The 11,961-nt window shown below is 60.9% G+C and carries 11 protein-coding genes and 1 pseudogene; 3 read left to right on the top strand and 9 right to left on the bottom strand.

What is annotated here, in order from left to right:
• Positions 1-81: 81 nt before the first annotated feature.
• The 6 genes from etfB to JFT63_RS12900 form a co-directional block, all read right to left on the bottom strand.
• Complete coding sequence (etfB, locus tag JFT63_RS12875) at positions 82-852, bottom strand: electron transfer flavoprotein subunit beta (protein ID WP_057702200.1); 771 nt, start codon at positions 850-852, stop codon at positions 82-84.
• Positions 853-862: 10 nt separating this feature from the next.
• Positions 863-2,083 (bottom strand): electron transfer flavoprotein subunit alpha, encoded by a 1,221-nt coding sequence (gene etfA / locus JFT63_RS12880; protein ID WP_198844106.1) that lies wholly within the window; start codon positions 2,081-2,083, stop codon positions 863-865.
• The gene (gene dgcB / locus JFT63_RS12885) at positions 2,083-4,023 is read right to left on the bottom strand and encodes a dimethylglycine demethylation protein DgcB (protein WP_198708786.1); all 1,941 of its coding nucleotides are present in this window, start codon (positions 4,021-4,023) and stop codon (positions 2,083-2,085) included. The genes etfA and dgcB overlap by 1 nt, the downstream gene beginning before the upstream one ends.
• A 174-nt stretch (positions 4,024-4,197) precedes the next feature.
• Positions 4,198-6,258, bottom strand: coding sequence for a dimethylglycine demethylation protein DgcA (gene dgcA / locus JFT63_RS12890; RefSeq protein WP_057702197.1), 2,061 nt, complete (start codon positions 6,256-6,258; stop codon positions 4,198-4,200).
• 15 nt (positions 6,259-6,273) lie between these two features.
• Positions 6,274-6,804: a DUF5943 domain-containing protein gene (locus JFT63_RS12895; RefSeq protein ID WP_005792152.1), complete on the bottom strand. Its 531-nt coding sequence runs from the start codon at positions 6,802-6,804 to the stop codon at positions 6,274-6,276.
• Positions 6,805-6,856: 52 nt separating this feature from the next.
• Entirely contained in the window at positions 6,857-7,834 is a 978-nt protein-coding gene (locus JFT63_RS12900) for a dipeptidase (RefSeq protein WP_005792153.1), read from the bottom strand.
• 218 nt (positions 7,835-8,052) lie between these two features.
• On the opposite strand from JFT63_RS12900, the gene JFT63_RS12905 reads away from it, so the two are divergent.
• Positions 8,053-8,454: a lysozyme inhibitor LprI family protein gene (locus tag JFT63_RS12905; RefSeq protein WP_014720247.1), complete on the top strand. Its 402-nt coding sequence runs from the start codon at positions 8,053-8,055 to the stop codon at positions 8,452-8,454.
• Positions 8,455-8,494: 40 nt separating this feature from the next.
• Positions 8,495-8,911: a DUF3010 family protein gene (locus JFT63_RS12910; RefSeq protein ID WP_186560300.1), complete on the top strand. Its 417-nt coding sequence runs from the start codon at positions 8,495-8,497 to the stop codon at positions 8,909-8,911.
• 7 nt (positions 8,912-8,918) lie between these two features.
• Here the strand turns inward: JFT63_RS12910 and JFT63_RS12915 are convergent, their stop codons facing one another.
• The 3 genes and pseudogenes from JFT63_RS12915 to JFT63_RS12925 form a co-directional block, all read right to left on the bottom strand.
• On the bottom strand, positions 8,919-9,347 hold the full coding sequence (locus tag JFT63_RS12915; protein ID WP_057702195.1) for a hypothetical protein: 429 nt from the start codon (positions 9,345-9,347) through the stop codon (positions 8,919-8,921).
• A 178-nt stretch (positions 9,348-9,525) separates the two neighbouring features.
• A pseudogene (locus JFT63_RS12920) lies at positions 9,526-9,735 on the bottom strand (hypothetical protein); the annotation flags it as partial.
• 116 nt (positions 9,736-9,851) lie between these two features.
• Positions 9,852-10,796: a GlxA family transcriptional regulator gene (locus JFT63_RS12925; protein ID WP_198844107.1), complete on the bottom strand. Its 945-nt coding sequence runs from the start codon at positions 10,794-10,796 to the stop codon at positions 9,852-9,854.
• A 193-nt stretch (positions 10,797-10,989) separates the two neighbouring features.
• On the opposite strand from JFT63_RS12925, the gene JFT63_RS12930 reads away from it, so the two are divergent.
• Positions 10,990-11,934, top strand: a complete 945-nt coding sequence (locus tag JFT63_RS12930) for a choline ABC transporter substrate-binding protein (protein ID WP_186560296.1) — start codon at positions 10,990-10,992, stop codon at positions 11,932-11,934.
• Positions 11,935-11,961 lie beyond the last annotated feature (27 nt).

Consider the following 11,961-nt stretch of genomic DNA (forward strand, 5'->3'; position numbering starts at 1 on the left):
ACAGGTTATCCACAGGCGCATCAACAGCGATTGTGGGTAAACCGCAGGACTGCTGTGGGAGCAAGTGCCTCCCACAGTGAATCAGCGTACGACACCCTCTTCAATCAGCAGCTTGAGAATCGCCTCTGCGCCCGCCTCCGGGCTGACGCCCTTGAGCACTTGCCCGCCGCCGCCGCTAGCCTTGGCCGTTGCAGCCTTCATTCGGTCGGCGCCGCTCTTGGCCTTGATCACCTTGAGGCGTTTTGGACGCGGCTTGGCCGGTTGCAGCAGTGCGCCTGTGAATAACTCATCCTGTTCAATCTCGACCTCATGGGCCGCCAGCTCACCCCGTTGCGCCGGGCCGTAGGCGCTCTGGCGTGGTTTGGGCGCGGCGTTATCCACAGTGGCAAGAAACGGCAGGCGCACCTTCAAGCGCCGCCGCTGGCCGCGAGGCAACGCCTGCAGCACCAGGGCTACGCCGGCGTCGATGGACTCCACCTGCGCCAGCCCCACAATCAGCGGCCAGCCCAGTTGTTCGGCCAACAGGAACGGCAGCATCCCCGAGCCTTCGCCGGTTTCTGCCTGGCTTCCGGTCAGTACTACTTGGGCGCCCGCGTCGCGCAGATACTCGCTGAGCACCGGCAACGCATCGGCGCCAGCCGGCTGTTCGAGTACCTGCAGTTGTGGCAGGCCCATGCCCAGGTAGCTGCGCAAGGTCGGCTCGTTGATATCGCCCGCGTGCAGCACCTGCAACTTATCCCCAGCCAGTTGGAGCCCCAGCTCGACAGCACGGGCGTCTTGCTCGGCACGACGCGGACGCCCGGAAGTAGGATGGGCGCCGATGGATACCAGGCTGATTACATTGGTTGTCATGGTCATGTCCCTAAGCTGCATCGCGCTTGGTGCCGTTGCGGTAGGTGTGCACCGCATCGATCAAGGCTTGCAGAATCGCGGCGCTTTCGCCGATCACCGACAGGTCGGCACGCTTGATCATGTCGCAGGTCGGGTCGAGGTTGATCGCCACCACCTTGTCGCAGGCCCCGATGCCTTGCAGGTGCTGGATCGCCCCGGAAATACCCACGGCTACGTAAACCCTTGCCGTGACCCAGGTGCCACTGGCACCGACCTGGCGATCACGCGCCATGAAACCATCGTCCACCGCTACCCTCGACGCGCCTTCGGTGGCGCCCAGGGCTGCGGCGGTCTGGTGGAACAGCGCCCAGTCCTTGACGCCGTTGCCGCCGGAGAAAATGAATTCCGCTTCGGCCATGGGAATTGCCGCCGGGTCCACCGCCACCGCACCAAGGTCCTCGATACGCGGCAAACTGCGCGCCAGGCTTATGGATAACTCCACGGGCAACACTTCATGACGGGTCTCGCTGACCGGCTCGGCGCATTCAACGGCCGCCAGGATCAGGCGTGGCAGCGGCCGAGCCAAGTCTTGCTGGCCCGCCCCCGCACGCCCGATACACTCATCGCCCTTGATTTGCCAAACGCGCGTCGCCGGGCGTTCCTTGAGGCTGGCGGCAAAGCGCCGGCCCAATTCGCCGCCACCGCTGCGACTGTCCGGCAATAGCCAGTGGCGTGGATTGAACTGGTTATCCACAGCGCGCAGGCCCTGCACGCGTTGCTCCGGTGAATAACCGTCGAACGCCTGGCCGTCCAGCACCAGCAGACGGTCGACACCGGCCGTGGCAAAGGCGTTTTCCTTGTGCTCACCAAACACCACGGCCAGCACCGCGCCGTCGCTGCCGGCCAGTTGCCTGGCCAGGCCGAGCAGGTCTCGGTCGTGGCTGCTCAAGCGGCCACCGACCATGTCCGGCACCACACTGATGTAGAACGCCGGCATTGGTACCTGATGCAGCGGCAACTGCACGTCCACCGCCGCCGTGCGCTTGGCCGCACCGCCCTGCTGGGCGCCGCTGCGGTCGATACGCTTGATGCCGTTGGGGCCGATAAAACCGACACCGTGCACGTTTTTACGAATGATACCGTTGGGCCCCATCCAGCTGTGCTGCACTGGCTGCATGGCCGCGTGCAAGGGGTGAAGACGGTTACGGGCGATCCATTCGGCCCGAGGGTCGCGGCGAATAATGTCGCTCATCAATGCACCTCCGCGGGTTCACGTTTTGGCACTTTTGCCGGCGTGGGGTCTTCAAGCAAAGCGTCGGCCACAAGCTCGGCAATATCCTTGATCAAGGGCCGCGGCTCGACCACACCTTCAAGCATCGCCGTGCATTGCGGGCAGCCCACGGCCACCAGTTCGGCACCGGTTTCACGGATGTCTTCCATGCGCATGTCGGGGATACGTTGCTTGCCGGGAATGTCAGTGATCGGCGCACCGCCGCCACCGCCGCAGCAGCGCGAACGGAAGCCCGAACGCTGCATTTCCTTGACCTCGATACCCAACGCCCGCAGCACTTGGCGCGGTGCCTCGTATTCGCCGTTGTAGCGGCCCAGGTAACACGGGTCGTGGTAGGTCACGCTGCTGCCTTTGTGCTGGCCCAGGTTCAGCGCGCCCTCGCCGATCAGCTCGGCCATGAAGGTACTGTGGTGCTGCACCCGGTAGTTGCCGTTGAAGGCACCGTACTCGTTCTTCAGCACATGAAAGCTGTGCGGGTCGCAGGTGACGATGCGCTTGAAGCTGTATTTGCCCAGGGTCTGGATATTGCGCGCGGCCAACAGCTGGAAGGTCGCCTCGTCACCCAGACGTCGCGCGACGTCACCGCTGTCGCGCTCTTCCAGGCCGAGTACGGCAAAGTCCACTCCGGCCGCCTTGAGCACTTTGACGAACGCGCGCAGGGTGCGTTGGTTGCGCATGTCGAAAGCGCCGTCGCCGACCCAGAACAGCACATCGGCGCTGCCCTTGTCGCTAAGCAACGGCAGATTCAGGTCCGCCGCCCAGTTGAGGCGACCGCCAGGGGCGAACCCGCCGGGGTTGTCGGTGGCAATCAGGTTTTCCAGGACTTCGGCGCCCTTGTTCGGCGTGGCGCCTTTTTCCAGGGTGAGATGGCGGCGCATGTCGACGATAGCGTCCACGTGCTCGATCATCATCGGGCACTCTTCCACGCAGGCGCGGCAGGTGGTGCACGACCACAGGGTTTCTGCGTCCACCAGGCCGTTGACGATCGGCTGGTGCGGGTTACCGCCGTGCTCGCCAACAGGCTTGCCTGGGTACGGGCTGCCGGCGAACTTGGCATCAGTGCCGCCGGCCAGGCCGACCACCATGTCCTGGATGAGTTTTTTCGGGTTCAGCGGCTGGCCGGCAGCGAATGCCGGGCACGCTGCTTCGCACTTGCCGCATTGCACGCAGGCGTCGAAGCCGAGCAGTTGGTTCCAGGTGAAATCCTTGGGTTTTTCCACGCCAAGCGGCGCGGATTTATCGCTCAGGTCCAGCGGTTTCAGGCCGGTGGAACGGCCGCCGCCGAAGCGCTCGGCACGGCGGTGCCAGGCCAGGTGCAGGGCACCTGCGAACGCGTGCTTCATCGGCCCGCCCCAGGTCATGCCGAAGAACATTTCGGACACGCCCCACAGCACACCCACGCTCAGCAGCGCAGCCAGCAGCCAGCCGCCAAAGTCAGCGGGCAAAATCCCGGCCACCGGCAAGGTCACCAGGAAAAAGCTCACCGAGAACGCCATCAGGCTTTTCGGCAGACGCATCCATGGGCCCTTGGACAGGCGCGCAGGCGGGTTGCGGCGGCGCAGGTACATAAAAATTGCACCCACAAACATCAACACCGAAGCCAGCAGCAAGGCATAGCCAAGGATGCGATTCTGCAGGCCGAAACCGTGCACCAGTATCGCCAGCAGCGCCGACAGCACAAAGCCCAGCGCCGTGGCCACGTGGGTATTGGCGATGTATTTATCGCGGGCGACCACGTGGTGCAAATCGACCATGTAGCGCTTGGGCATGGCCAACAGGCCGCCCAGCAGATCGACTTTGGATGCACGCCCACGGCGCCACATGTTTGCCCGGCGCAAAGCGCCGAGCACGGCGAGCCCCAAAGCGGCAAACAAGAGAATAGGCAGCAAGGTGTTCAACATGATGAAGCTCCCACAGACCACACAGGTCTTGCATGGGGGCCGGATCAATATGGGAGCTGGCTTGCCTGCGATGGCATCGACTCGGTCTCACTCAAGACCGAGTCGCCTGCATCGCGGGCAAGCCCGGCTCCCACACTGGTCAGCTCCCACCTTCAGACCGGGTCCACTTTCGGCTTAGAAATCCTTGCACAAGCGCAGGGCGTCGTAGATTGCGGCGTGGGTGTTGCGCTGGGCCACACAGTCACCAATGCGGAACAGCAAGTACCCGTCACCCGCTTCGCTCAGGCATGGCTGCGGCTTGATCGCAAACAGCGCTTCAACGTCGATCTGGCCCTTGTTGCGTGAGCCTTCCTTGAGCCCGTAGTAAAGGGCTTCGTCCGGGCGCACGCCGTTCTCCACCACCACCTGGTCGACCACCCGTTCTTCTTTGGCGCCGGTGTATTCGTTCTCCAGTACCGCCACCAGCTTGTCGCCCTCGCGATAGACCTTTTCCAGCATCATGTCGCCGGTCATGATCACTTCCTTGGGGTACATGCTGCGGTAGTACGTGGGGAACGACGTACCGCCAATCGCCACACCGGGCTTGATGTCGTCGGTGACGATTTCCACCTGGCAGCCTTTGTCGGCCAGGAAGTCCGCCACCGACATACCGGTGAACTCGCAAATGGTGTCGTACACCAGTACGTTCTTGCCCGGCGCGACTTTGCCGTCGAGCACATCCCAACTGCTCACCACCAAACCTTCGGCGGCGCCCCAGTGTTCGTTCTGTTCGATAAACGGATGCCCGCCCACCGCCAGCACCACCACGTCCGGACGCAGGTCGAGGATGGTCTCGGCATCCGCCGCCACGCCCAGGCGCAGGTCGACTTTCAAGCGCGCCAGCTCCAACTGGTACCAACGGGTGATACCGGCGATCTGGTCGCGTTGCGGCGCTTTCGAAGCCGTGGTGATCTGCCCGCCGATAAACTCTTTTTTCTCCAACAGGGTCACGTCATGGCCGCGCTCGGCGGCGACACGTGCAGCCTCCATACCGGCGGGGCCTGCGCCCACCACGACCACTTTGCGCTTGGCCCCGGTGGTCTTCTCGATAATGTGCGGCACGCCCATGTATTCACGGGAGGTCGCGGCGTTCTGGATGCACAGCACGTCCAGGCCCTGGTACTGGCGGTCGATGCAGTAGTTGGCGCCCACGCACTGCTTGATCTGGTCGATCTGACCCATCTTGATCTTGGCGATCAGGTGCGGGTCGGCGATGTGCGCACGGGTCATGCCGACCATGTCCACATAGCCGCCTTCGAGGATGCGCGTGGCCTGGTTCGGGTCCTTGATGTTCTGCGCGTGCAGCACAGGGACCTTGACCACTTCCTTGATCCCGGCCGCCAAATGCAGAAACGGCTCCGGTGGATAACTCATGTTCGGGATCACGTTGGCCAGGGTGTTGTGCGTGTCGCACCCCGATCCCACCACGCCGATGAAATCGAGCATACCGGTGTCGTCGTAATACTTGGCGATCTGCTTCATGTCCTCGTGGGACAAGCCGTCCGGGTGGAACTCGTCGCCGCACAGGCGCATGCCCACACAGAAGTCATCGCCCACTTCGGCACGCACGGCCTTGAGCACTTCCAGGCCGAACTTCATGCGGCCTTCAAAGCTGCCGCCCCATTCGTCGGTACGCTTGTTGACCCGCGGGCTCCAGAACTGGTCGATCATGTGCTGGTGCACGGCAGACAGCTCTACCCCGTCCAGGCCACCGGCCTTGGCACGGCGCGCCGCCTGGGCATAGTTGCCAATCACACGCCAGATTTCTTCCGGCTCGATGGTCTTGCAGGTGGCGCGGTGCACCGGCTCACGCACGCCGGACGGCGACATCAGGGTCGGCCAGTTGAAACCATCCCAACGCGAGCGACGGCCCATGTGGGTAATCTGGATCATGATCTTGGCACCATGCTTGTGCATGGCGTCGGCCAGGTTCTGAAAGTGCGGGATGATGCGATCGGTGGACAGGTTCACCGAACTCCACCATTCCTGGGGGCTGTCGATAGCCACCACTGAGGAGCCGCCGCAGATCGCCAGGCCGATACCGCCCTTGGCTTTCTCTTCGTAATACTTCACATAGCGGTCGGTGGTCATGCCGCCGTCGGTGGCATACACCTCGGCGTGGGCAGTACTGAGCACGCGGTTGCGGATGGTCAGTTTGCCGATCTGGATCGGCGCAAACATTGCTTCGAAAGCCATGGCACGGTCCTCGGCTTACAACGGTTTGACGGTGAACAGGCCGTCGTCATGGCCCTCTTCGGAGCCTCCGTAGACTTGTTCGGCGACAGTGCGGATCTTGCTGCCACGGGCCTCAAGAATCTGGTCCATGGCACCGGCAAACCAGCCGGTGAACATGTAGTCGACCTTGCGCCCGACCTTGCCGTACACGTAGACGAACGCCGAGTGCTCAAGCTTGACGCTGGCGGTGCCTTTATCCAGGTCGATGTCCTGGATCTTGAACAGGCCCCAGCCACGTTGCGACAGGCGCTTCATGTAGTGCTCGAACACCGCGACGCCTTCAAGGCCATGGCATTCGGCTTCTTTTTCACACCAGTGCCAGGCGGATTTGTAGCCGGCCTTGTAGAGGATCTCGGCGTAGGCATCAGCGCCCAGTACTTCTTCGATACCCATGTGGTTGTTGACGAAGAAGTGGCGCGGCACGTACAGCATGGGCAGGGCGTCGGAGGTCCAGACACCGGTTTCGCTGTCGACTTCGATTGGCAATTGCGGGGCGATCTTGGCCATGGAAACTTAACTCCAGAAAAATTCGTGGTGGTGTTGCCGATAGGTGTCTGGCTTATTCGCCCCAGACGTCCTTCAAGACGTTGACCCAGTTCTCGCCCATGATCTTGCGTACCACGCGCTCGGGGTGGCCACGCTTGAGCAGGGTTTCGGTGAGGTTGGGAAACTCGCCCACGGTGCGGATGCCCAGCGGGTTGATGATCTTGCCGAAGCTGGTCAGGCGGCGGGCGTAGCCCTTGTCATGGGTGAGCATTTCGAAGAAATCCTGGCCATGCCCCTGGGTGAAGTCGGTGCCGATGCCGATGGCGTCTTCGCCGACGATATTCATGGTGTATTCGATGGCTTCGGCGTAGTCGTCGATGGTCGAATCAATGCCCTTGGCCAGGAACGGCGCGAACATGGTCACGCCGACAAAACCGCCATGGTCGGCGATGAACTTCAGCTCTTCATCGGACTTGTTGCGCGGGTGCTCTTTAAGCCCGGATGGCAGGCAGTGGGAATAGCACACCGGCTTTTTCGATTCGAGGATGACCTCTTCGCTGGTCTTGGAGCCGACGTGGGACAGGTCGCACATGATGCCGACACGGTTCATCTCGGCGACGATTTCGCGCCCGAAACCCGACAACCCGCCGTCGCGCTCATAGCAGCCGGTGCCCACCAGGTTCTGGGTGTTGTAGCACATCTGCACCACACCGACGCCGAGCTGCTTGAAGATCTCGACATAGCCAAGCTGGTCCTCAAACGCATGGGCGTTCTGGAAGCCGAAGATGATGCCGGTCTTGCCCTGCTCCTTGGCGCGGCGGATGTCAGCGGTGGTTTTCACCGGGATCACCAGGTCGCTGTTCTCACGGATCAGGGTCTGGCTGGCAACGATGTTATTGATCGTGGCCTGGAAGCCTTCCCACACCGACACTGTGCAGTTGGCGGCGGTGAGGCCGCCTTTGCGCATGTCTTCGAACAGGTCGCGGTTCCACTTGGCAATAATCAGACCGTCGATAACGATGCTGTCGGCGTGCAACTCGGCTGGGCTCATCAGGCGTCCCCTTATTGGCGATTCATGCGCCGAATCGTCTGCCGGCGCTTTGGGGCCAGCATATGCCCAGGGACAACCCGAGCCGGGTGCAAAAACGACAGGGGAATTGCCGAAAGCGTCAATCCACGACAAAGGCTATACAGACATGCCTGACGGGTGGCTGTTCTTTGTCTTACGCTTGAGCCAGAATTGCGCATCACGTGAAATGAGACGGCGCAATGAAATCGATTTTCCTGGCTTTGGCACTCATCGCAACCACCGCCCACGCGGCCGAAGACACCGACAGCACGCCGTGCGACGGCATCGAAAACGACCAGCAAACCCTGGAATGCGCCACCTACAACAAGACCACCGCCGAGCAATTGCTCAAGGATAACTATCAGGGGTTGCTGGAGCGCATGGGTTCGACCTACGGCAGCGACAAGACCAAACTGGCGGACATTACCGCCCGTCTGAAGGATGCGCAGCAAAAGTGGGAAAAACTACGCGACGCCGATTGTGCAGTGGACACCTTCCCGGCAGTGACCGGCACCAAGGCCTATGCGATTGCGCACAACGACTGCCTGGCGCGGATGAGTGATGAGCGGTCGGAGTTTTTGGAGTCGATTGGGCAGGAATAAGCGACAATCGCGCCACCTTCTCTTTTGATCAAGGCTACTCATGACCATCTGCGGCATCGAAATCAAAGGCAGCGAAGCCATCATCGCCCTCGCCTCCCTACAAAACCAGACGCTGACCCACGTCGCCCTGGCCACCAAGAAAATCGCCCTTGAAGACGACGATGATGCAGCCAACGTCAAAGCCTTCGCGGCCAAGGTGAAGGCTTTTGTTCAGGACAACGCCATCGAGCGCATTGCGATCAAGAAGCGCAGCAAGAAAGGCGAGTTCGCCGGTGGCCCGACGACGTTCAAGATTGAAGGGGTGTTGCAGTTGCTGGACGGGGTTGAAGTGACACTGTTATCGCCGCAGACCATCAATGCGCAAAACAAGAAGCACAGCTTTGATCTGCCGACGACGTTAAACAAGTATCAGCATGAAGCTTATAAAACAGCCTGCTCAACCCTGATGAAAAAGTAACTACCCATCAACTTTTGACGCAGTGTTCCATGCCGTGACCACCGCCCTCGTATTCAGGGGCGTAGTAGTACTTAACGAAAGACACTTTGCCCTCCGGGGTTGACGTCATTTGTGCGACCCCCACGCCGAAGTCTTTCAAGACAGGGTCGGTGTGAGCAAAATAAACGCCCAGCGCGTCCGAAGTCCCGGCGGCCATTCCGTCATAACGGGACTTGTCTTCCAGGGTCAAGGTGAAGGTGTAGGCGGCGTACTTGCCAGTACTTTGCTTGGCGTCGAGCGCCATATCAACAACACCCTTATAGCTGCCTATATGTTTATCCTGGCCGGTACATTCATAGCGCCCGCTGTAGTCGGTTCCAGTGAACGGTGCAGGCGCCTGGACTGCCCACACCGGGGTGGTCGCGAACGCGATGACAGTAACTAGTTTTCTAAGCATGCCAACCTCTTCTTATGGTTAAGTAGTGACTTCCTGGCCTGCGTGCTTCACTTCAAAAGCATTTGATCAAGAGCCACTTCCAAGACCCATAGGACGTTAGCAGTCCTTTGCTATAAGTCTCCGTTAGCGATGAAAAAGAGAAACTTCCTACACCTTCCATGATCCCCTATAAACCGGTTTTTTCGGCGGCGTTATGCAATAGTTCCAACGCTTGCGCAAGAGTCGCGCCCACTGGTAATTGCGGCTTGGTGAAATCCCAGGACAATGTACGCAGGAAGCTCAGCTTTTCAATCCCGATGTTCTTGGCCAGTTTGCGAATGCCCTTTTCAAAAGGCACCAATGCACCGGCAATGGCATTGGCATTGGCATTGGCTATCAGCTCGGCGGGGCGGGGCGGGGCGGGACGACGGAACACAAAACCGCTGTGCGCGAACATGGTTTTATACTCAATTATTGAACGAACTATAAATTATAGTTCCCAGCATAATTGACTCTAATTACCCGTCAAACCACCTCCCGCCGGCGATCCTCCCGCGGGCATTTGGCAAACCTTGCGCGATAGCTCCTGGTGAAATACGACGGTGACTCAAACCCGCACGCAATACTCACTTCCAGCACGCTCATATCGCTTTGGCGCAATAGTTTGCGGGCTTTTTCCAGGCGCAGGCCGAGGTAGAAGTTGCTTGGCGTGTCGTTCAGGTGCAGGCGAAACAACCGCTCCAGTTGACGCCGTGTGACCTTGATCGCGTCGGCCAGGGCCAGGGTGCTCAGGGGCGGTTCGGTGTGCTGCTCCATTTCGCCAATTACGTACACCAGTTTTTTGTTGTTGATGCCGTAGCGCGTGGCGATTTGCATGCGCTGGTGGTCTTTGCGTGGGCGGATGCGGCCAAGCACAAATTGCTCCGACACCTGGATCGCCAGTTCCGAGCCGTGGGCCTGGGCGATCAGATCGAGCATCAGGTCGATGGACGCGGTGCCGCCGGCGCAGGTGATGCGGCGGCGGTCGATTTCGAACAGTTCCTGAGTCACGCTCAACTGCGGATAGGCTTCCTTGAAAGCGTCGATGGCTTCCCAATGCAGGGTCAGGCGATGGCCGTCAAGCAGGCCCGCTTCGGCCAGCACACAGGCGCCGGTGTCGATGGCGCCAAGGGTCACCCCATCGTGATCGAGGCGCCGCAGCCAATGCTCCAAAGCGGGTGTGGCGAACTGCAAAGGTTCGAAACCAGCCACCACTAATAAGGTGGCGCCTTTTTTCAGCGGCTCCAGCGCGGCGTCGGCGTTGACCGACATACCGTTGCTCGCCAGCACCGCGCCGCCGTCGGCGCTCAATACATGCCAGCGGTACAACTCGCCACGAAAGCGGTTGGCGACCCGCAGCGGCTCAAGCGCCGAGATGAAACCGATGGCCGAAAAACCCGGCATCAGCAAGAAGTAAAAATCCTGGGACATGATGGCGCTCTCGTGGGACGGGCAGCGTGGCACTGTGATACTCCCGTTCAGTCGAGGATTCAAGGGCACAGGTCGCTGCAGTGCAAGAGGCGGTCGCCGCCGTGCGTTTTGTGGCTCGCCAAGCTGCGTAACGTGACGTCACGGTGCACAAAGACACCGGCCCCCACAATAACGACCTGCCGAGGGACCCACCATGAACCGACTGATCCGCCGTTGCGTACTCGCACTCAGCGCCAGCGCCGTTTTGAGCACTAACGCCATGGCAGCGGATGCCGCTTCATGTCAGAACGTGCGCATGGGCGTGGTCAACTGGACCGACGTGATCGCCACCAGCGCCATGACCCAAGTGCTGCTCGACGGCCTCGGCTACAAGACCAAACAAACCAGCGCCTCCCAGCAAATCATCTTTGCCGGGATCCGCGACCAGCGTCTGGATCTGTTCCTGGGCTACTGGAACCCGCTGATGACCCAGACCATCACGCCGTTTGTCGAGGCCGGGCAGGTCAAGGTCCTGGATAAACCCAGCCTGGAAGACGCCCGCGCCACCCTGGCGGTGCCAACCTACCTGGCGGACAAGGGCCTGAAAACCTTCGCTGACATCGCCAGGTTCGAAAAAGAACTGGGCGGCAAGATCTACGGCATCGAGCCAGGCTCGGGCGCCAACACCCAGATCAAGGCGATGATCGCCAAGAACCAGTTCGGCCTGGGCAAGTTCCAGCTGGTGGAGTCCAGCGAAGCCGGGATGTTGGCCGCCGTGGACCGCGCCGTGCGCCGCAAGGAAGCCGTGGTGTTCTTCGGTTGGGCGCCGCACCCGATGAACGTGAATGTAGCGATGACCTATCTCACCGGCAGCGAAGACGCCCTGGGCCCGAACGAAGGCCGGGCCAGCGTGTGGACGGTGACTTCGCCCACCTACGCCGAACAGTGCCCCAACGTGCACAAGTTGCTGACCAACCTGACGTTCACCGCTGCCGACGAGAGCCGCATGATGCAGCCGCTGCTCGATCACAAGGACGCCCTGGAGTCCGCCAGGCAGTGGCTCAAGGATCACCCGCAAGACCAGCAGCGCTGGCTGGATGGCGTGACCACCTTCGATGGCAAACCCGCGGCCGCCAACCTGAAACTCACCAGCAAATAACCTTCTTTGAATCACCGTTTCGCGGCC

Origin of the sequence: Pseudomonas sp. MF7453 (assembly GCF_016405455.1) — a bacterium.
Classification (GTDB): Bacteria; Pseudomonadota; Gammaproteobacteria; order Pseudomonadales; family Pseudomonadaceae; genus Aquipseudomonas; species Aquipseudomonas paralactis.